Annotated in this window: 18 protein-coding genes; 12 read left to right on the forward strand and 6 right to left on the reverse strand. The window is 74.5% G+C overall.

The genetic code is table 11. The annotated features are described in order from the left end of the window. Positions 1-43: 43 nt before the first annotated feature. Positions 44-1,084 (forward strand): S66 peptidase family protein, encoded by a 1,041-nt coding sequence (locus ABZ809_RS04880; protein ID WP_357561060.1) that lies wholly within the window; start codon positions 44-46, stop codon positions 1,082-1,084. Positions 1,085-1,214: 130 nt separating this feature from the next. Here ABZ809_RS04880 and ABZ809_RS04885 read toward each other — a convergent pair whose 3' ends face one another. The 3 genes from ABZ809_RS04885 to ABZ809_RS04895 all read right to left on the reverse strand — a co-directional run bounded on the left by ABZ809_RS04885 (position 1,215) and on the right by ABZ809_RS04895 (position 4,583). Beyond that, a complete protein-coding gene (locus ABZ809_RS04885) occupies positions 1,215-2,105 on the reverse strand; it encodes a DUF559 domain-containing protein (RefSeq protein ID WP_357561061.1) in 891 nt (296 codons plus the stop codon). A gap of 320 nt (positions 2,106-2,425) precedes the next feature. After that, positions 2,426-3,397: a cyclase family protein gene (locus tag ABZ809_RS04890; protein WP_357561062.1), complete on the reverse strand. Its 972-nt coding sequence runs from the start codon at positions 3,395-3,397 to the stop codon at positions 2,426-2,428. A 265-nt stretch (positions 3,398-3,662) separates the two neighbouring features. Next, on the reverse strand, positions 3,663-4,583 hold the full coding sequence (locus ABZ809_RS04895) for an AraC family transcriptional regulator (protein WP_357561063.1): 921 nt from the start codon (positions 4,581-4,583) through the stop codon (positions 3,663-3,665). Between the two features lie 155 nt (positions 4,584-4,738). Between ABZ809_RS04895 and mfd the strand changes: the two genes are divergently transcribed. The 4 genes from mfd (at position 4,739) to ABZ809_RS04915 (ending at position 11,976) form a co-directional block, all read left to right on the forward strand. Beyond that, positions 4,739-8,389: a transcription-repair coupling factor gene (mfd, locus tag ABZ809_RS04900; protein WP_357561064.1), complete on the forward strand. Its 3,651-nt coding sequence runs from the start codon at positions 4,739-4,741 to the stop codon at positions 8,387-8,389. 62 nt (positions 8,390-8,451) lie between these two features. Next, the gene (locus ABZ809_RS04905; protein ID WP_357561065.1) at positions 8,452-9,222 is read left to right on the forward strand and encodes a hypothetical protein; all 771 of its coding nucleotides are present in this window, start codon (positions 8,452-8,454) and stop codon (positions 9,220-9,222) included. A gap of 2 nt (positions 9,223-9,224) precedes the next feature. Then, positions 9,225-10,196 (forward strand): nucleoside triphosphate pyrophosphohydrolase, encoded by a 972-nt coding sequence (locus ABZ809_RS04910; protein WP_357561066.1) that lies wholly within the window; start codon positions 9,225-9,227, stop codon positions 10,194-10,196. Positions 10,197-10,356: 160 nt separating this feature from the next. Further along, on the forward strand, positions 10,357-11,976 hold the full coding sequence (locus ABZ809_RS04915) for a DUF885 domain-containing protein (protein ID WP_357561067.1): 1,620 nt from the start codon (positions 10,357-10,359) through the stop codon (positions 11,974-11,976). Between the two features lie 70 nt (positions 11,977-12,046). Here ABZ809_RS04915 and nudC read toward each other — a convergent pair whose 3' ends face one another. Next, complete coding sequence (gene nudC, locus ABZ809_RS04920) at positions 12,047-12,808, reverse strand: NAD(+) diphosphatase (RefSeq protein ID WP_357561068.1); 762 nt, start codon at positions 12,806-12,808, stop codon at positions 12,047-12,049. A gap of 95 nt (positions 12,809-12,903) precedes the next feature. After that, positions 12,904-13,596, reverse strand: a complete 693-nt coding sequence (locus ABZ809_RS04925) for a hypothetical protein (RefSeq protein ID WP_357561069.1) — start codon at positions 13,594-13,596, stop codon at positions 12,904-12,906. A gap of 233 nt (positions 13,597-13,829) precedes the next feature. Between ABZ809_RS04925 and eno the strand changes: the two genes are divergently transcribed. From eno to ABZ809_RS04950, 5 genes are read left to right on the forward strand one after another with little or no spacing between them, the layout of a single operon-like run. Then, complete coding sequence (gene eno / locus ABZ809_RS04930; protein WP_357561070.1) at positions 13,830-15,113, forward strand: phosphopyruvate hydratase; 1,284 nt, start codon at positions 13,830-13,832, stop codon at positions 15,111-15,113. 32 nt (positions 15,114-15,145) lie between these two features. Next, positions 15,146-15,778: a septum formation initiator family protein gene (locus tag ABZ809_RS04935; protein WP_357561071.1), complete on the forward strand. Its 633-nt coding sequence runs from the start codon at positions 15,146-15,148 to the stop codon at positions 15,776-15,778. 34 nt (positions 15,779-15,812) lie between these two features. Then, a complete protein-coding gene (locus ABZ809_RS04940; protein ID WP_357561072.1) occupies positions 15,813-16,370 on the forward strand; it encodes a DUF501 domain-containing protein in 558 nt (185 codons plus the stop codon). A 2-nt stretch (positions 16,371-16,372) separates the two neighbouring features. Further along, the gene (locus ABZ809_RS04945) at positions 16,373-16,915 is read left to right on the forward strand and encodes an amino-acid N-acetyltransferase (protein WP_357561073.1); all 543 of its coding nucleotides are present in this window, start codon (positions 16,373-16,375) and stop codon (positions 16,913-16,915) included. A 32-nt stretch (positions 16,916-16,947) separates the two neighbouring features. Further along, complete coding sequence (locus tag ABZ809_RS04950) at positions 16,948-18,279, forward strand: hypothetical protein (protein ID WP_357561452.1); 1,332 nt, start codon at positions 16,948-16,950, stop codon at positions 18,277-18,279. On the opposite strand, the gene ABZ809_RS04955 is transcribed toward ABZ809_RS04950, so the two are convergent. Then, positions 18,223-18,471: a hypothetical protein gene (locus ABZ809_RS04955; RefSeq protein WP_357561074.1), complete on the reverse strand. Its 249-nt coding sequence runs from the start codon at positions 18,469-18,471 to the stop codon at positions 18,223-18,225. The two genes, ABZ809_RS04950 and ABZ809_RS04955, sit on opposite strands and share 57 nt — an antisense overlap. A 170-nt stretch (positions 18,472-18,641) precedes the next feature. On the opposite strand from ABZ809_RS04955, the gene ABZ809_RS04960 reads away from it, so the two are divergent. Both ABZ809_RS04960 and ABZ809_RS04965 read left to right on the forward strand, forming a co-directional pair. Continuing rightward, positions 18,642-19,655 carry a winged helix-turn-helix domain-containing protein gene (locus ABZ809_RS04960; protein WP_357561075.1) on the forward strand — a complete coding sequence of 338 codons (1,014 nt, stop codon included), beginning with the start codon at positions 18,642-18,644 and terminating at the stop codon, positions 19,653-19,655. 8 nt (positions 19,656-19,663) lie between these two features. Then, positions 19,664-20,593: a Ppx/GppA phosphatase family protein gene (locus ABZ809_RS04965; protein WP_357561453.1), complete on the forward strand. Its 930-nt coding sequence runs from the start codon at positions 19,664-19,666 to the stop codon at positions 20,591-20,593. The last annotated feature ends 63 nt before the right edge of the window (positions 20,594-20,656 follow it).

A 20,656-nucleotide genomic window follows, 5' to 3' on the forward strand; every position in this document is an offset into this window, starting at 1 on the left:
GGTGGACGGGAAAATCGCTTGGTCGGGTGGATAGCGTCCTCACATGACGTCGCCGAGCTATCCCCCCAAGCCCAGGCCAGGAGACCGGGTCGCGGTCGTCTCGCCCTCCGCCGGCCTGCCAGCCCTCTTCCCCCACGTGTACGAGCTGGGGCTGCGCCGGCTGCGCGAGGAGTTCGGCCTGGAACCGGTGGAGTACCCGACCACCCGCGTGCTCGGCGCCGACCCCCGTGACCGGGCACGGGACCTGACCGCCGCCTTCGCCGATCCGACCGTGACCGCCGTGCTCGCCACGGTGGGCGGGGACGACCTGATCACGGTCGTCCCGCACCTGGACGACGACGTGCTGCGGGCCAACCCGAAGCCGTACTTCGGCTACTCCGACAACACCAACGTGCTCAACCACCTGTACCGGCTGGGCATCGTGGCCTACCACGGCGGGTCGGTCCTGGTGCACCTCGGCCGGCCGGGACGGGCGCACCCGACGACCGTCGACTCGCTGCGCGCCGCCCTCTTCACCCCCGGCTGGTACGACCTGACGCCGGCCCCGCAGTGGGGCGACCGGCCGAACGACTGGCGGGACCCGGCGACGCTGGCCGACGAGCCGGAGATGTTCCCGGGGGAGGGCTGGCGCTGGCAGGGGCCGTCGACGGTGGTCGAGGGGCGCACCTGGGGCGGCAACCTGGAGATCCTGCACTGGCTGCTGGCCGCCGACCGGGTGCCCACCGCCGGGGAGCTGACCGGGTCGGTGCTGATGGTCGAGACCTCGGAGGAACTGCCCTCGGCCACCGAGGTGTTCCGGATCCTGCGCAACATGGGCGAGCGGGGGCTGCTGGCCGGCTTCCCGGCGGTCCTCGTGGGCCGGGCGAAGGCGTGGGACTTCGAGCGGCCGCACACCCCGGACCAGCGGCGGGACTGGGCCGACGCCCAGCGGGAGGCGGTCACCCGGGTGCTCGCCGCCTACTGCCCGGACGCGGTGGTGGTCTTCGACGTCGACCTCGGCCACACCGACCCGCAGTTGATCGTCCCGTACGGCGGCGAGATCCGCGTCGACGCCGTCGCCCACCGCATCTCGGTCCGCTACTGACCCCGCCCCCTCCCCCCGCTGCCCCGCCCCGCCCCGCCCCCTCCCCTCCCCCCCCTGGCGCGGGCAGGCGCCCGGGTGATCAGGACGCCATGGACGTCACGTGGCTGTCTTAGCGTCCATGGCGTCCTGATCACCGTTGGCTGGACCGGCGCTCGTGGAGCGCGTCAGTGACGAGGCGGACAAGTCGGGCGGGGTGGTGCAGTACGTCGTCCGCCGTGAAGCGCAGCACCAACCAGCCCGCCGCGCGTAGTGCGTTGAGTCGAGCGACGTCGCGCTGGAAGTGGACACGCTCCCGGTGGTGGTCACCCTCGTACTCGATGGCGATCTGCCACCGGGGATAGGCGAGGTCGACGCGGCCGAGGAAGACGCGTACTCGCCGCGAGTGGGTGCCATGCACGTCGTGCTGCGCGGTCGGCGGTGGCAGGCCGGCGTCGTGCAGGACGAGCCGGAGCCGGGTCTCCATGGGAGACTCGCTGGGCGGTTCGGCCAGCGTGAGCACCTCACGCAGTCGGGCGGTGCCGGGCCAGCCGCGGTGCGTGTCCAGGTAGCCGCCCAACGCGGGGAGCCTGGCCACCCGCCGATGCGGCAGCGCGTCCACCGCGACCAGCGCGTCCGTCCGGGGCAACTGCCGCCCGAGGTCGAAGGCCGTGCGGACGCCGGTGGTGACCGGCAGGCCCGCGAACCGGGTGATCTCCCGGGCGGAGAGCGACCGTTGGTCGACCGCCACCCGTCGAGTGGTGCGTCGGCGGGCCGGCCCCGGAAGCGTGACGAAGACCGGGCCCGCGCGTGGGAGGAGGTCCACGCCCCACAGGAACGCCGCGCTCAGGCCGCTGATGGCGGCCCCGGTCGGCAAGGTCAGGGCGACGGCGTCGCACCACATCCGGTGGTCTTCCGCACGATGGCCGTCGACGTTGACGTAGATGTCGGGCAGCAGCCGGCGCCAGGACGGCCCACGCAGCATCCGCCAGGTGACCAGGCCGGCGGCGACGGCTTGACTGCCGGAGAACGGGAGGAACGCCAACTCTCCGGGGACGCGCGGTGCGTGGCATTCCGGCAGCCTGCCGCCACGGGCCGCTGTCGCGCTGACCCGAAGGTCGATTCCGGGGTGGTCCCGGCCCGGCCGCCTCTGCGCCGTCATCCGGAGCCCGGGCTGCGGCCTGCCCCGGCCCGCTGCGCGCTGCCGGACAACGTCGTCGTCTTCGCCACCCGGATGTCGTGACGCGTCCCCGGCCCCGGGCCGCGGACTGCCCTGGCCTCGCTGCGCGCTGCCGGAGTGCGGCCGGAGGTTGCCAGAGTCGTGAGCGGCGGCGTGGTGCCGGCCGCCAGGCTGTTGAGGGCCGATCAGGTGGGGTCGAGGACCGCGAACGCCCGTACCGGGAAGGTGCCCATGCCGGCCACCAGCGGCGGCGCGGCCGTGAACCGGAAGCCGGTCGGGGGCAGCGCGTCGAGCCCGGTCAGGTGCTCGACGATCGGGATGCCGGCCGCCAGCAGGGTGCTGTGCGCCGGTCGCTCGCCGGCCGCCGCCGGGCTCATGTCGTCGATGTTGATCGAGTCGATGCCGACCAGGGCGGCACCGGCGTCGGCCAGGGCCCGGGCGCCGTCCCCGGTGAGGTAGGGCGCCTCCGGCGCGCCGTACCGGTCGGTGCCGAAGTGCGCCGACCAGCCGGTGTGCAGCAGTACCGCGCGCCCGGCGACGTCGTACGGCGCCAGCAGCAACCGGTCCACCGCGCGGGTGCCGGCCGGCACCCGGACCACGACGCCGGGCAGGTCGGCGAGGCGGTCCAGCGGCGTGCCGGCGAGGTCGGCGCCCTCGGCGAAGCGGTGGGCGGGCGTGTCCAGGTACGTGCCGGTGTTGGCGATCATGTCGATCCGCCCCACCTGGAACTCGGTGCCGGGGGCGTAGTTGGCCCGGGAGGCCTCGCGGGTCAGCCACTCGGTGATCCGGGGTGCCGGCCAGCCCGGCAGGGTGGTCATGCCGTCGGTGATCGGGTGGCTCAGCTCCACCAGCCGCCGCCCGTGGTCGACGTCGGTGCCCGAGCCGGGCCGCCGGCGAACCGCGCCGGTGGCGCCCTCCGAGCCGGCTACGGCGGCCACGCCCCGGCCGCCCTTGTGCGGTTCCTCGACGATCGTCTTGCCGGTGATCCGGACCTCCGCCACCATCAGCAGCCCGAGGTGCCGGACGAAGAGCGCCGCCAGGTCTTCGTCGGCGATGTCGCGGCCGGGGATGTCCAGCCGGAACCCGTCGGTCCGGAGCCCGCCGCCGTTGGCGAAGACGACCTCCGCGTCGAACTGTGCCCGCCACTGCTCGCCCATCAGCGCAGCCGATCATGGCCGGTCCGCGCCGTCAAGTTCCGCCCGCCCGGGCCGTCGGGCCCGCCGGGGTGCCGTACAAGGGGGGCACGGCACCGCCGGCGGGCGGCGCTGGCAGGGTCGCCGGCGCCGAGGCCGCAGCCGGGGTGGAGCCGCGGGCCTCCCCGAACAGGTCCGCGTAACCCCGGGACCGCCGATCCGGCGATCCGTTCCTGGCTGGCGGATCCATCCTCGGCCGGCGGCGGCCCCGGGTCTTGAAGATTGATGCTCAGTTGGCCGCCGGAGCGGACCGGTCGGTGCCGCGCTCGGTGAGCAGCCGGCGCAGGCGGGCCGGCGGGTGGCCGACGTGCTCCCGGAGCACGCGGGTGAGGTGCGCCTGGTCGGCGAAGCCGTGCTCCGCAGCCACGGCGCGCAGCGGTCGCCCGTCCGCCTCGGCGAGAGTGTCCAGCACCGCCTGGACCCGCAACCGGTTGCGGTAGGCGGTGAGGCTGCTGCCGGTGACCCGCTGGAACACCCGGCTCAGGTGGTGTGGTGAGGCGCCCACCTCCCGCGCCACCTGGTCGAGCGTGAGAGAGAAGTCGTGGGCCATGAGCACCTCCCGGGCCCGGTCGGCGAGGCGACGGTGGGCGGCCGCGGTGGCGGGGCGCCGGTTGACGACGCGCCCCAGCTCCGCCCCCGGTGGCTCGGACCGGGCGTTGACGAAGCCGAGCACCCTGCCGAGGAAACAGTGCAGCCGCTCCGCCATCTCGAACGGGTCGAGCCCTCGCCGGAACTCCGTGACGAGCATCCGGTGGGCCAGGCCGAGCGGTGTGTCCGAGGTGCCGTCCCAGCCGGCGGTCGCCAACCAGCGCGCCCCGTCCCCAGACTCCGCGAGGACCGTCGGCTCGATTTCCAGGCAGGTGAACGAGTCGCCGCCCAGCGGGTGGGACACCTGCATCTCGTCGCCCGGCCGGGTGAGCAGCAGCGAGGTGGCGTCCGAGAACGTCGTACGACCGTTGATGCGCCGCCGGTAAGCGCCCGACCGGCCGAGGATGACCCTGTGACGCAGCAGGACCGACGGTGCCGTCCAGCTCTGGTGCTCGTCGTAGCAGCACACCTCGGAGATCGAGATCCCCGCCGGCTGACCCAGCACCCGCTGGCGGCAGGATCCGATCGTCCGGCGTGGGTCGTTGCCGACTCCCTCAGGCATCCGTCCTCCCCCTCGGGTAACTGTCGCGGATCATCGACGATCAAACGTACGCGGGGGTGGCTCGCCCGGCCGGAGAGATAGTGTCGACCGGTGGACCCCCCGCCCGGCCGGGCGAGGGGTGATCGTCGTGTCGTCCGCCCGCTGGAAGTGATCACATGCTCACCGGTCTGTACTCCGCCGCCCTCGCCGACCCGGGGCTGGCCCGGGCACGTGACCTGGCGCGCTCCGGTGCCGCGCAGGTCGACGGCCTCGACATCACCGCGCCGCCCGCGCTGCGTCCGTTCGCGGTCGCGGCGGTCGCGGCCGACCCGGCGGGCGACGGCGGTGCCGGTGGCGGTGCCGGCCGTCCGGTGCTCGCTGTGACGGCCACCACCCGGGAGGCCGACGACCTGGCCTCGGCGCTGGGCGGCCTGCTCGCGCCCGGACAGGTGACGGTCTTCCCGTCCTGGGAGACGCTGCCGCACGAGCGCCTGTCGCCCCGCTCCGACACGGTGGGCCGGCGGCTGGCCGTGCTGCGTCGGCTGGCGCATCCGGATGCGGCCGACGCGCACGGCCGCACCGGCCCGTTGCGGGTGGTCGTGGCGCCCGTCCGGTCGCTGCTGCAACCACAGCTCAAGGGGCTCGGCGACCTGGAGCCGGTGCAGCTCGCGGCCGGGCAGGAGGCCGACCTGGAGGAGGTGGCCCGCCGGCTCACCGACATGGCGTACGCGCGGGTCGACCTGGTCACCAAGCGGGGCGAGTTCGCCGTACGCGGCGGCATCCTGGACATTTTCCCGCCCACCGACGAGCACCCGTCCCGGGTCGAGTTCTGGGGCGACGAGGTGGAGGAGATCCGCACCTTCGCCGTCGCCGACCAGCGCACCATCGAGCAGGTGCCGCAGCTCTGGGCGCCGCCGTGCCGGGAGTTGCTGCTCACCCCGTCGGTGCGGAAGCGGGCCGCCGCGCTCGCCGAGGAGCACCCGGAGCTGGCCGAGATCCTCGACAAGCTGGCCGAGGGCATCCCGGTGGAGGGGATGGAGTCCCTCGCCCCGGCGCTGATCGGCGCCGACTCGATGGAGCTGCTGCTGGACGCCATGCCGGCCGGCACCCACGTGATCCTCTGCGACCCGGAGCGGATCCGCACCCGGGCGCACGACCTGGTGCGTACCTCCGAGGAGTTCCTCCAGGCGAGCTGGGCCGCCGCCGCCGTCGGTGGCCAGGCCCCCGTCGACCTCGGCGCCGCCGCCTTCCGGACCCTGGCCGACGTACGCGCCGCCGCGGCGAAGCTGCGCCAGCCCTGGTGGACGCTGTCGCCGTTCGGCCTGGTGGAGGCGGAGGCCGCCCCGGAGCGGCAGCCCTGGGAGGACGCGCCGGAGGCCGGCGAGGTCACCCCCGACGACGCGATCGCGGTGACCCTGGCCGCCCAGCCGGCCCCGCTCTACCACGGCGAGACCGCCCGGGTGGTCGACGACCTGACGCGCTGGACCGGCGAGGGCTGGTCGGTCGCGCTGGTCTTCGAGGGCCACGGTCCCGCCCAGCGGGCGGTCGAGGTGCTCCGCGACGCCGGCCTCGGCGCGCGGCTGACCGACCAGATCCCGACCGCGCCGGCCCCCGGCGAGGTGCTCGTCTCCTGCGGCAGCCTGACCAGCGGATTCGTCGACGAGGCGTCCCGGTTCGTGCTGCTCACCGGCAACGACGTCACCGGCGGTCGGGGCACCTCGACCCGCGACATGCGCAAGATGCCGAGCCGGCGGCGCAACACCATCGACCCGCTGGAGCTGAAGGCCGGCGACCACGTGGTGCACGAGCAGCACGGCATCGGCCGCTACGTCGAGCTGGTGCAGCGCACCGTCAACGGGGCCTCCCGGGAGTACCTGGTCATCGAGTACGCCCCGAGCAAGCGCGGCCAGCCCGGCGACCGGCTCTTCGTCCCCACCGACCAGCTCGACCAGCTCTCCCGCTACGTCGGCGGCGAGCAGCCCACCCTGCACAAGATGGGCGGCTCGGACTGGCAGAAGTCCAAGGCCCGGGCCCGTAAGGCGGTCAAGGAGATCGCCGCCCAGCTCATCCAGCTCTACGCCGCCCGCAAGGCGTCCAAGGGGCACAGCTTCGGCCCCGACACGCCGTGGCAGCGGGAGCTGGAGGACGCCTTCCCGTGGCAGGAGACGCCGGACCAGCTCGCCGCGATCGAAGAGGTCAAGCGGGACATGGAGCAGACCGTCCCGATGGACCGGCTGATCTGCGGCGACGTCGGCTACGGCAAGACCGAGATCGCGGTCCGGGCGGCGTTCAAGGCGGTGCAGGACGGCAAGCAGGTGGCGGTGCTCGTGCCCACCACGCTGCTGGTCCAGCAGCACTACAACACCTTCGCCGAGCGGATGAGCCAGTTCCCGGTGACCATCCGGCAGCTTTCCCGCTTCCAGACGCCGAAGGAGGCCGAGCAGGCCCTGGAGATGGCCGCCAACGGCACCGCCGACATCGTCATCGGCACCCACCGGCTGCTCCAGGCGGCCACCCGGTTCAAGTCGCTGGGCCTGGTCATCGTCGACGAGGAGCAGCGCTTCGGCGTCGAGCACAAGGAGCACCTGAAGTCGATGCGCGCCTCGGTCGACGTGCTCAGCATGTCGGCGACCCCGATCCCGCGCACCCTGGAGATGGCGATCACCGGCATCCGGGAGATGTCGACAATCGCCACCCCGCCCGAGGAGCGGCACCCGGTGCTCACCTTCGTCGGCGCGCACGACGAGCGGCAGGTGGCCGCCTCCATCCACCGCGAGCTGCTCCGCGACGGTCAGGTCTTCTACCTGCACAACCGGGTCGAGTCGATCGACCGGACGGCCCGGAAGCTCCGGGAGCTGGTGCCCGAGGCGCGGGTCGCGGTGGCGCACGGCCAGATGAGCGAGGAGGCCCTGGAGAAGGTCATGGTCGGCTTCTGGGAGAAGGAGTTCGACGTGCTGGTCTGCACCACGATCGTGGAGTCCGGCATCGACATCCCGAACGCCAACACCCTGATCGTGGAGCGGGCCGACCTGCTCGGCCTGGCCCAGTTGCACCAGATCCGGGGCCGGGTCGGCCGGGGCCGGGAGCGGGCGTACGCGTACTTCCTCTACCCGCCGGAGAAGCCGCTCACCGAGCACGCCCACGAGCGGCTGGCCACCATCGCCCAGCACACCGAGCTGGGCGCCGGCATGTACGTGGCGATGAAGGACCTGGAGATCCGGGGCGCCGGCAACCTGCTCGGCGGTGAGCAGTCCGGGCACATCGAGGGCGTCGGCTTCGACCTGTACGTGCGGATGGTCGGCGAGGCGGTGCAGGCGTTCAAGGGCGAGCGGCCCGAGGAGGAGACCGAGGTCAAGGTGGACCTGCCGGTCGACGCGCACCTGCCGCACGACTACGTCGGCGTGGAACGGCTGCGCCTGGAGATGTACCGCAAGCTCGCCGAGGCCCGCGACGCCGACCGGCTGGGCGAGGTGGTCGCCGAGATGACCGACCGGTACGGCGAGCCGCCGGCCCCGGTGCAGAACCTGGTCGCGGTGGCCCGGTTCCGGCTGCTGGCCCGCCGTTACGGCCTGACCGACGTCTCCATGCAGGGCAAGCACATCCGGTTCGGTCCGCTGCCGCTGCCCGACTCGAAGCAGCTCCGGCTCAAGCGCTACCACCCGGACTCGGTCTACAAGTCCGCGCTCGACCAGGTCAGCGTGCCCCGGCCGAGCACCCGGCGGGTGGGCGGCGAGCCGCTGCGCGACCAGGCCCTGCTGGAGTGGTGCGCCCAACTGCTGAAGGATGTGCTGGGCGAGCCGGCGGTGGCCGGAGCCTCCGCCCGGTGAGCGGGGCCGGTGGGCGGGGCCGGTGGGCGGCCTCACCAGGGCGGCATGAGAGAGTGACCGCCATGCGTGCTCGCCGTCTTGTCGCCGTCGCCAGCGTGGCGCTCGGCCTCGTCGCCCTCTCCGGTTGCCGTGCCGAGCCCGGCGTCGCCGCCTACGTCGGCGACCTGCGGATCACCGAGGATGCCGTCACCCAGGTCGTCGACGACCTGGGGGCGAAGAATCCGAGGCCCACCGCGACGCCCGCGGCCCCGGAGGGGCAGCCCCCGGCGCAGGTGCCGCAGCTGCCCGGCCGGGACCAGATCGTCAGCGTGCTGGTGCTGTCGGAGGTCTGCGAGCGGCTCTCGGCCGAGAAGAACTACCAGCCGCGCGGGCAGGTGGCGCCGGAGCAGCTCGCCCAGCAGCTCGGCCTGTCCCCCGAGAGCGGCTACGTGCGCCAGACGGCCGAGCTCTACAGCTGCCTGTCCGGGGTGCCGACCGGGGCCCCGGTCGCACCGACCCCGGAGGAAATGGCCGACGTGGTGGCCGCCGGCCGCAAGGCGGGTGCCATCCCGGCCGACGTGCCCGACGACGCTGCCGCGGGCCAGCTCGACGGCGACCAGCTGCGCACCGCGCTGGCCACCCGGAAGTCGCTGGCCGAGGCCGTCGCCGCGTACGACGTGACGGTCAACCCGCGTTACCGGCCGCTGGAGTTCCCGGTGCTGAGCTTCTCCGGCAACGCGCCCGCGGTCAGCGTGCCGCTGGGCGAGTCCGGCTCCGACGCGGTCACCAACGTCTCCACCCCGGAGCCGCTGCCCACCGTCGTGCCCGAGGCGGCCGGCGAGACCCACAACTGAGCATGCCGGCGCGGATCGTCCTGCTCGTCACCTCGCCCCGGCTGCCGGCCGGGCTGCTGACGGCCGCCGCCTGGGACGCCGTACGCCGGCATCCGGTGCTGGCCGGGGCGGAGAGCGAGCTGACGACGGCCGTCCGTGCGGCGGGCGCCGAGGTCACGGTGGTCGACGGCCGGGCGACCCAGGCGCTGCTCGACGCGGCGGCGGCGCACGGCGCCGTGGTGTGGCTGGCCGGCCCGGCCGGCGACGAGTCGCTGGCCCGGGAGCTGGGCCTGCGGCTGGCCCGCGAGCCCGGCCTGGCCGAGCTGGAGCTGATGTACGGCTCCTGGGACCCGCCGGGTGCCCGGCTGCTCGACGCGGTGGCGGTGATGGACCGGCTGGCCTCCCCCGGCGGCGATCCGTGGAAGCGGGCGCAGACCCACCGCAGCCTCGCCGGCTTCCTGATCGAGGAGTGCTACGAGGCGTACGACGCGATCAACGCCGGGGACACCGACGCGCTGCGCGAGGAGCTGGGCGACGTGCTGCTCCAGGTGGTGCTGCACGCCCGGCTCGCCGAGGAGCTGCCCGAGGGCGAGCGGTGGACCGTCGACGACGTGGCCGGCGGGCTCGTCGACAAGATGGTCCGGCGCAACCCGCACGTCTTCGCCGACACCGAGGCGGGCACGTTGGAGGAGATCGAGGCCAACTGGGAGCGGATCAAGCGGGCCGAGAAGGCGCGTGACTCGGTGCTGGACGGCATCGCGCTCAGCCAGCCCGCCCTGGCCCTGGCCGCCAAGATCCTGGAACGCGCCGGCCGCGTCGGCCTCGCCGTCCCGCCGCCCCTCGCGGAGTCCCAGGTGGACCCGGAGGCGAGGCTCGGCGCGAGCCTGCTCGCCACGGTCGCGGCAGCCCGCGAGGCAGGCCTGGACCCGGAGGCGGCCCTGCGCCGCGCCACCCTCGCCTACGCAACCGCCATCCGCACCGCCGAACACCCCTAACCCCCACCCCCCTCCCTCCCCCTCCCCCCGGCCCACCCCGTTGATCATGAGGTTGGCGGGGCGATGTGCCGGAATCTGAGCGGTCAACCTCATGATCAACCCGGGAGGGGCGGGGGAGAGAGCGCGGGTGGGTGGGGGTGGGGGCCGGTAGGGTCGGCGGGTGGAATCGTTTGTGCCGCTCGCGGAGCGGATCGTCGACGCGTTGCTGGAGAGCCGGCCGGGGGTCGCTACGTCGACCGGGGACCACCGGTTCGACGACCGGCTGCCGGATCTCTCCGCCGGGGCGGTCGCGGCCGACCAGGCGATGCTCAAGGAGGCCGCGGACGCGCTCGCCGAGCTGGACCCCGACGCCCTGGACGTCGAGGAGCAGGTCGACCACGCGCTGCTCACGTCGTTCGTGGACCGGGAGTTGTTCGAGTCCAGCGACATCCGCGCGCACGAGTGGGACCCGCTGGTGCACAACCCCGGGCCACTGCTGCACGCGCTGCTCGCCCGCCCGTACGCCCCGGTCGAGGTCCGGCTGACCAGCCTGGCCGGCCGGCTCGCCGCCGTACCGGACGCGCTGGCGACCGCGCGCGCGACGCTGCGCGACATGCCGCGTGTCCATGCCGAGACGGCGGTCGGGCAGTTCACCGGCGCGGCGGCGCTGGTCCGCGACGAGGTGCCGGCGCTGCTCGCGCAGGCCCCCGCCCTGTACGACCGGGTCGAGCCGGCCGCCACCGCGGCGATCGCGGCCCTGGAGGAGTTCGTGGCGTGGCTGCGTCAGGGCCTGGCCGCCGACGCCGGCCCCGGGCGGGACCCGCGCCTGGGCCGCCGCCGCTGGGAGGCCCGGCTCTGGCACACCCTCGACACCGAGCTGGGGGCCGCCGAGATCCAGCGCCGGGCCTGGGCCAACCTGGACCGGGTCGGCGAGCAGATCCGCGCGGCGGCCGTCGAGCTGGTCGGCGGTCCGGCCGACGACGAGACGGTACGCCGGGCGCTGGACCTGCTCGCCGCCGAACACCCCGACGACCACACCATCGTGGACCTCGCCTCGGTCACGCTGGACGAGGCGACCGACTTCGTCCGCGCCCACGACCTGGTCACCCTCGTCGACGACCCGTGCGTGATCCAGGAGATGCCCCAGTTCGCCCGGGGGGTGGCCGTCGCCTACTGCGACTCGCCCGGCCCGTTGGAGACGGCGGACGTGCCGACCTTCTACTGCATCGCGCCCACCCCGGCGGACTGGCCCGTGCACCGGGTCGAGTCGTTCTACCGGGAGTACAACGACCACATGATCCGCAACCTGACCGTGCACGAGGCGATGCCGGGGCACTTCCTCCAGCTCGCCCACGCCCGCCGGCACGTCGGGCCCACCCGGGTCCGGGCGCTGACGGAGTCGGGGCCCTTCATCGAGGGCTGGGCGGTCTACACGGAGGAGCTGATGGCCGGCCTCGGTTTCGGTGGCCTGCCGGTGCGGTTGCAGCAGCTCAAGATGCAGCTCCGGATGACCATCAACGCGCTGCTGGACCAGCTCGTGCACTGCGAGGAGCTGCCGGAGGCGGAGGCGATGGCGCTGATGACCGGGCGCGGCTTCCAGGAGGAGGGCGAGGCGGCCGGCAAGTGGCGGCGCGCGCTGCTCACCTCGACGCAGCTCTCGACGTACTTCGTCGGCTACAGCGAGGTGGCCGAGATCGCCGCCGCCCGGCCCGCCGGGGTGTCGGTGCGCGACTGGCACGACGCGATGCTCGCCCACGACTGCCCGCCCCCACGCCACCTACGCACCCTGCTCGGCGTGTAAGGAAGGGCACCTTATTAACGTTTCCGGTAGAGGAAGGGGCCCTTCCTAACACCACAGGCGCAGCGCAGGCTCAGCGGCGGGCGGCGGTCACCGTCGCGTCGACCAGCCACCGCGAGATGGAGTATGCGGGCGGCAGCTCGGCCGGCAGCCGGTCGAGCGGGAACCAGCGCGCCTCGGCCAGCTCCCGCCCGTCCACCACCGGCTCGGCATCGGGGTCGGCGACGGTGGCGGTGAAACCGGTGAGCAGCACGTTCGGGCCGGACAGCGCCCACGGCTGGCTGCCGAAGTAGGCCAGCCCGGCCAGGGTCAGCCCGACCTCCTCGGCGACCTCCCGGTGGACGGCCGCCTCCAGCGTCTCGCCGGCCTCGACGAACCCGGCGACGAGCGCCCACAGCCCCGTCGGTCCGTACGAGTGCCGCACCAGCAGCAGCTCGTCGGGGCGGCCGGCCGGTGTCGGGCGGGTGATCGCCACCAGCACGGCGGGGGAGAGCCGCAGCGGCACGTACAGGTCGCAGTCGGGGCAGCGGCGGGCGCACTCCCCGGGCACGTCGGTCAGCTCGGCCCGGCAGGCCCCGCACCACCGGTGGGTGCGCCGCCAGGTGACCACCGCCAGCGCGCGGCCGGCCAGGGTGGCGAGTGGTTCGGGCGTCTCGGCGGCCAGCGCCGTCCAGCCCTGCCACCGGCCCGGCAGGTCCTGCGCCCCGGCCGGCTCGGCGGCCCAGGCGGGTACGCCGTCCAGGGTGCCCAGCGGCACCCAGTCGGTGCCGGCCGGCAGGTCGGCTACCCGTAGCACGGAGCCGTCGACGGCGGTCAGCAGCTTGCGTCCGGCCACCGGGAGAGCGAGGTCGGTGGGCGCGGGGGCGGTGCTCCCGTCGGCCCCGGGCAGGAATCCGGCCGACCTGGTGCGGTCGGGGGCCGACGGGCCGGTCACGAGCGGGCCGGGCGGCGGTCGACCACACCCGCGTCGGGTGGCAGGTCGAACGCGGTGCCGTCGACCGTCTCGCGGTAGCGGCTCAGGGCCAGCTCGACCTGCTTGCCGTCGATCTGGCCGGTGAAGCTGCCCAGCGCCCCCTCCGTGGTCACGCAGGCCGTGAAGGCGCCGCCGGCCTGCTCGACGTCGACGCAGGTGGCGTGGCGTCCGGCGACGGTGGTGTCGCTCTGCGTGATCACCGCGTCGGGGTCCAGCGCGGCGCCGGTCAGCAGCCCCACCACGACCGGCGGCGTGAGCAGGCCGCGCTGCTTGGCCTCGGTGAACATGGTGACCGTGGGCTTCGCGTTGGGCGCGGGCGGGGCCTCCAGGGTGCAGGAGGCGCGGCTGGCGGCGGTCTCGCAGCGGGTCGTCGCCTCCGGCGTGACGGTGAGCCGGCCGCCGGGCCAGGTGTACGCGGAGCGGGCCGGGTCCTGGGCCTGGGTGATGGTGGCCGTCTGCCCGCCGGGAAGCTGGTAGTCGGCGGAGTAGGTCAGCTCCAGCGCCCGGTCCAGTCGGGCGGCCAGGTCGTTCACGAGGTCGGACCGCCCGATCGCCCGGCCGGCGTCGTCGAGGGTCTGGCAACCGGTCACCGTGAGCGACGCGATGACCGACACGGCGAGCATGCGAAGGGTGGTCGAGGCGGCGGGCATGGCGACCAGCCTTGCCGATCGGGTCAACCGCACGCAAACCCGTTGCCGGTTGAGGCACGAGAATACGGGAATGTCCGAGTGGCGCACCGCCCGGAGACGGGTTTCGGGTCGGGCTCGCGGACGACCGGACCGCCCGCGCCCGAGCGTCGCCCGATACGCTGCGTTCAACACCTGCCTCAGCCGCACCGTCGCGGCCCATATCGGACCGGAAAACACAAACGAGGAGCGACTCAGTGGCAACCATCGAGGGAATCGTCGCGCGGGAGATTCTGGACTCGCGGGGCAACCCGACCGTCGAGGTCGAGGTCGGGCTCGACGACGGCACGATCGCCCGGGCGGCGGTGCCGTCCGGCGCCTCCACGGGCGCCTTCGAGGCGATCGAACTGCGCGACGGTGACACCGACCGCTACCAGGGCAAGGGTGTCGAGAAGGCGGTCTCGAACATCGAGGACCGGATCGTCGACCAGCTCATCGGCTACGAGGCCAGCGAGCAGCGGCTGATCGACCAGAAGATGCTCGACATCGACGGCACCGACAGCAAGTCCGAGCTGGGGGCCAACGCCATCCTCGGCGTCTCCCTGGCGGTGGCCAAGGCGGCGGCCGGCAGCGCCGAGCTGAGCCTCTTCCGCTACCTGGGCGGCCCGAACGCGCACCTGCTGCCCGTGCCGATGATGAACATCCTCAACGGTGGCGCGCACGCCGACTCCAACGTCGACATCCAGGAGTTCATGATCGCGCCGATCGGCGCGCCCAGCTTCCGGGAGGCGCTGCGGTCGGGCGCGGAGGTCTACCACGCGCTCAAGTCGGTGCTGAAGAAGAAGGAGCTCTCCACCGGCCTCGGCGACGAGGGCGGCTTCGCGCCGAACCTGCCGACCAACGCCGCGGCCCTGGACCTGATCGCGGAGGCCGTCGAGAAGGCCGGCTACCGGCTCGGCACCGACATCGTCTTCGCGCTCGACGTGGCGGCCACGGAGTTCTTCGACAACGGCGTCTACACCTTCGAGGGCACCGCGAAGACCGCCGAGGAGATGAGCAACTACTACACCAAGCTGGCCGACGACTACCCGATCGTCTCGATCGAGGACCCGCTGGCCGAGGACGACTGGACCGGCTGGCAGACGCTGACCGCCTCCGTCGGTGACCGCATCCAGATCGTGGGCGACGACCTGTTCGTCACCAACCCGCAGCGGATCGCCCGGGGCATCGCCGAGCGCGCCGCCAACGCGGTGCTGGTCAAGGTCAACCAGATCGGTTCGCTGACCGAGACCCTGGACGCGGTGGACCTGGCCCACCGGGCCGGCTTCAAGTGCATGATGAGCCACCGCTCCGGCGAGACCGAGGACACCACCATCGCCGACCTGGCGGTGGCCACGGGCTGCGGCCAGATCAAGACCGGTGCCCCGGCCCGCTCGGACCGGGTCGCGAAGTACAACCAGCTCCTGCGGATCGAGGAGGAGCTGGCCGACGCGGCGCGGTACGCCGGTGCGGGCGCCTTCCCGCGCTACCGTTCGGCCTGAGACACGCGAGGCCTCGGGGGAGGGGTGTGACGATGCAGCAGCGCCGCACACCGGGTGGTCAACGCCCCGCCCGCCGGCCGGGTCAATCCGGCCGGCCGGGCGGGGCCCGGGGCACCCGGGCGTCGGCCCGCGACAGCGGCGTCCGCGCGGACTCGCGGGCGACCGCCGGTCGCGCGCCGGGGGCGGCCCGGGGCGCCGAGGGCGTACGCTCCGCGAGCCGGCCCGCCGCGGCCCGTCGTACGGCTGCCGGCGCCGTCAAGCGGCTCGCCGCACCCCGATCCCGGGGCTTCACCGGGCGGGCCACCGTGCTCTTCGCGGTGCTGATCGCGCTCGCCCTGGCCTACACCTACCCGGTGCGCGTCTACCTGGACCAGCAGGCCGACATCGAGCGGATGGAGGCCGCCCAGGCCGCCCAGCGGAAGGCGATCGAGGAGCTTTCCGAGCGGGCCGCCAAGTGGCAGGACAAGGAATACATCAAGATCCAGGCCAGGGAGCGGTTCTTCATGGGCCCGCCGGGCGAGGCGCTGCTGGTGGTGCTCTCCGACCCGGAGGGTGCCGCCCGGGACGCCGGTTCCGCCCCGTCCGCGCCCGTCACCCCCGCCACCTGGTACGACACCCTCTGGTCGAGCGTGCAGGCCGCCAACGGCGAGCAGCCCGACAAGTGAGCAGCACCCGAGCATCGAACGAGGAACCGACATCGTGACTGTCGTACCACCGCAGGAGCCGGCGGCGGACTCCGTACCCCCGCCGCGGCGGGAACCGGCCACCGAGGCCGACCTGGCCGCGGTGGCCGCGCAGCTCGGACGCCCGCCCCGCGGCACCCGGGCCGTCGCCCACCGCTGCCCCTGCGGCCTGCCCGACGTGGTGGAGACGACCCCGCGACTGGCCGACGGCACCCCCTTTCCGACGCTGTTCTACCTGACCTGCCCCCGGGCGACGGCGGCGTGCAGCCGGCTGGAGTCGGCGGGCCTGATGAAGGAGATGGCGGACCGGCTGGCCGCCGACCCGGAGCTGGCCGCGCACTACCGCGCCGCGCACGAGGACTACCTGGCCCGCCGGGACGCGATCGGCGAGGTGCCGGAGATCGCCGGCATCTCCGCCGGCGGCATGCCCGGCCGGGTGAAGTGCCTGCACGTGCATCTCGGGCACGCGCTGGGGGCGGGCCCGGGGGTGAACCCGTTCGGCGACGAGACGCTGGCGCTGGTGGAGAAGTGGTGGGCGGCGGGCCCCTGCGTGGACGTGCCGGCGGCGGAGTGACCATGGCGGGCGCGGGCGCGGGCGGGGGCGCGACGGGAGCCGACCAGATCGTGGTGCGGCGGGCCCGCACCTCCGACGTGCGCGGCATCCGGCGGCTGGTCGACACCTACACCGACGACCGGCGGCTGCTCAGCAAGGCCACCGTCACCCTCTACGAGCACGTGCAGGAGTTCCGGGTCGCGGTCCGCGCGGACGACGGCGCGGTGGTCGGCTGCGGGGCGCTGCACGTGATGTGGGAGGACCTGGCCGAGATCCGTACGGTGGCGGTCGACCCGTCCTGCCGGGGCCACCGGATCGGCCACCGGATCGTCACGGAACTCGTCGACGCCGCGCGCGAGCTGGGCGTGGCCCGGATCTTCGTGCTCACCTTCGAGACCCGGTTCTTCGGCTCGTTCGGGTTCACCGAGATCGACGGCGCCCCGGTGCCGCATCCGGTCTACGAGCAGTTGCTGCGCTCCTACGACGAGGGTGTCGCCGAGTTTCTCGACCTGGAACGCGTCAAGCCGAACACCCTCGGCAACACCCGGATGCTGCTGCGCCTGTAGCCCTTGACCGGCTCCGGCATGCTGTGCCGGTGATGATCGTCCGGCGGCTGGGCGCGGTGGTGGCGGCCCTGGTGAGCCTCGCCGCCCTGCTCGGCGTGGTACGCCTCGTCGCCCCGGCCACCGCCGGCCCGGACGACGACCCGCCCGGGGTGGCCCGGCAGCTCACCTTCCTGCGCGCCGCGCTCGACGACGGCGCGGGGGAGGACGCCCAGGCCCTGTTCCCCGAGGGGTTCTTCTTCGCGCACGCCCTCTACGGCCTGGCCCGGGTGGAGACCGGCCTGCGGCTGCCGGTGGGCGAGCGCGGCGCGGCCCTGCGGGAGGCGCGCTGGGCGCTGGAGCGGCTGGAGTCGCCGGCCGGGCGGGCGCCGTTCGATCGCGCCCTCACGCCCGCGTACGGGGTCTTCCACGCCGGCTGGACGAACTGGCTGCGCGGCGGCGTCCTCGCCCTGCAACCGGCCGGGCACCGCGAGCCGGCCGAGACCCAGCGGTTCGCCGAGCACTCCGCCGCCCTCGCCGCGGCGTTCGACGCCTCGGCCCCGCCCTATCTCGCCGCGTACCCGGGGCAGGCGTGGCCGGTCGACTCGACGGTGGCGGTGGCCTCGCTGCGCCTGCACGACCACCTGCTGCCGCCCCGCTTCACCCCGACCGTCGACCGCTGGCTGGCCGGCGTACGCGAGCGGCTGGATCCGCGTACCGGCCTGATGCCGCACCGGGTGGACCTGGCCACCGGCGCGCCCGCCGAGGTGGCCCGGGCGACCTCGCAGAGCGTCATCCAGCGGTTCCTCGCCGAGATCGACCCCGGGTTCGCCCGCGAGCAGTACCTCCGCTTCCGCGAGCGGTACGTGGTGTCACCGCTCGGGCTCGGCCCGGCCGTACGCGAGTACCCGCGCGGCCTCGACGGGCCGGGGGACGTCGACTCGGGGCCGCTGCTGCTCGGGGTGAGCCTGTCGGCGACCGTCGTCACCCTCGGCGCGGCACAGGTGCAGGGCGACGCCGCGCTGGCCGGGGCCCTCGCCAACTACGGCGAGCTGGCCGGGGTGCCGCTGGGCACCCCGCACACCAAGCGGTACGCGTTCGGCGCCCTGCCGATCGGCGACGCCTTCCTGGCCTGGTCGAAGTCGGCCCGCCCGTGGGTCTCCGCGCCGCCGTCGGCGCCCCCGGCGACCGTCTCCTGGTGGTGGCGGCTGCCCCTGCTGTCGTTGCTGGTCCTCGCCGGTGCGCTGCCCTGGGCGCCGTTGGCGCCGTGGCGTCGGCGGCGCCAGCCACCCCACTCTTCCCCGGCCGGGGCGGCGCCCCCGGCCCGGGCGTCAGGTCCGGCGCGGGTGGGCGGCGAAGAAGCTCCAGATCAGCTCGGTGGCGACTAGGCCCGCGTCGGGATCGGCGAGCCCGCCGACCTGCGCTCCGGGCCACGAGTGCCCCATGTCGGGCAGGGTGTGGACGGTGACGTCGCTGCCGTCGCGGCACCGCGCGTCGGTGCGGGTGGCCCGAGGTACGCCCGCCGGCGGCGGGGCGTTCGACGGCCCCCGAAGGCGGCGGGGCCGGCGTGACCGGGGCACGGCCCCGGTCCCCACCGCACGCCGCGGCGACGACGGTGACGACAAGTCCCGTCAGCACTGCCACCGTCCGTCGCACGCCCCGCCCCCCTCCGGACCCCGGTCCACCCTGGAACGCCCGGCCGGCGCGGGCAACCCTTTCGGTCCAGGCCGAAGACCGGCAGTCTGCTGGCATGCTCCGTCTCCACCTGGGACTGGCGGACCTGTGCCGGGTCCGTTTCGCCGACCGCCTGCATCCGGTCGGCACGGCCCTGTTGGCCTGCCAGGCGCTGTACGACGCGGAGACGGTCCGGCTGGCGCCGGGACTCGCGGCGGGCGCGGTAGCGGCGGCGGGACCGGCCCGCTCCGCCGCCGCCGTGCTACGGCACCTGCTGCCGGCGCGTGGGCGCCTGCCGGACTTCCTCACCCCGCTGGACGGCCTGGAATCGGTCGCCGCCGGCCTGGAGGCGATCCGGGCCGTCCCCGTCGGGCGCATCCGGGCGGAGGTCGCCGCCGCGTACGCGCACCTGCCGGCGACGCCGCCGCGCAGGCGGTTCGCCGAGGCCGACGGCGAGACGATGACCCTGTTCGGCCGGGCCCTGGGCGCTTGGCACGACGCGGTGCTCGCGCCGCACTGGGCCGATCTGGCGTCGGCGCAGCGGCACCACGTGGCGGACGCGACCGCGCACCTCGCGACGTACGGGTTGGACGGGCTGCTGAACTCGCTGCACCCGGCGATCCGGTGGGAGGCGCCGACGTTGACGGTGCGCACCTGGTGGAGCGGTTCGGTGTCCGGCACCGGGCAGGGGCTTCTGCTGCTGCCCTCGCCGCTGGCCGGCCCGCATCCCCGGGTGCTGGTGGAGCCCGACCGGCCGGTGCTGGTCGTGTACCCCGCGCCGATGCCGCGCCCGATCGGCGCCGGCACCCCCGATCCGCTGGGCCGCCTGCTGGGGTCGACCCGGGCGGCGGTACTGCGTCGGCTCGCCGGCCCCGGCCGGCACACCACCACGGCGCTCGGCCGGGCCGTCGGGATCAGCACCTCCTCGGCGTCGGAGCACGCCGGGGCGCTGCGGGCGGCCGGGCTGGTCGCCAGCGTGCGGGAGGGCGGCGCCGTGCTGCACCGGTTGACGCCGCTCGGCACCGGGCTGCTGCACGGCGACGACTTCCCGCCGGCCGCGCGGAGCGCTGACGTAGGGTTGCTGCCGTGACGACGCGTGTGGCCGCCATCGACTGCGGGACCAACTCGATCCGACTGCTGGTCGCCGACCTGCCCGACGCCTCGGCCGGTCCGCAGGCGCCGCTGGTCGAACTGAGCCGCCGGTTGGAGATCGTCCGGCTGGGCCAGGGCGTCGACAAGACGGGCCGGCTGGCCCCGGAGGCGATCGAACGCACCCGCGTCGCGCTGGCGTCGTACGCCGCCGAGATCAAGAAGCTCGGCGCGGAGCGGGTCCGGATGTGCGCCACCTCGGCGTCCCGGGACGCCTCCAACGCCGCCGAGTTCCGGGAGATGGTCGAGCGGACCCTCGGGGTCGCGCCCGAGGTGGTGACCGGTGACGAGGAGGCGCGGCTCTCCTTCACGGGCGCGGTGCGCGGGCTGCCCGCCGACGCGCGCGAGCCGTACCTGGTCTTCGACATCGGCGGTGGCTCGACCGAGTTCGTCGTCGGCACCCGCGCGGGCGGCGTCGAGGCGGCCATCTCGGTGGACATCGGCTGCGTCCGGATGACCGAGCGACACCTGCACGGCGACCCGCCGACCCTCGACGAGGTCGCCGCCGCGCAGGCCGACATCGCGGGCGCGGTGGACCGGGCGCTGGCGGCCGTGCCGGGCCGGCAGGCCGCCACGCTGGTCGGGCTCGCCGGGTCGGTCACCACCGTGGTCGCGATCGTCGAGGGCCTCCAGGAGTACGACCCGGCCCGCATCCACCACGTCCGGGTGCCGTACGACGCGGTGGCCGGCGTGACCGCCGACCTGCTCGGCAAGACCAGGGAGCAGCGGCTGGCGATCCCGGCGATGCACCCGGGCCGGGCGGACGTGATCGGGGCGGGTGCCCTGGTGCTCCGGGTGATCATGGAACGGGCGGGGATGGGCTCGGTGGTCGCCTCCGAACACGACATCCTCGACGGCATCGCCTGGACTCTCGCGTAGCTCCGGCGTTCGTTTCTCGTGCCGCTGTCGCCTGGCGGTCACGACGAACGGCAGCGGCGTACT

The sequence above is a fragment of the Micromonospora sp. NPDC047074 genome (genome assembly GCF_040643815.1).
Classification (GTDB): Bacteria; Actinomycetota; Actinomycetes; order Mycobacteriales; family Micromonosporaceae; genus Micromonospora.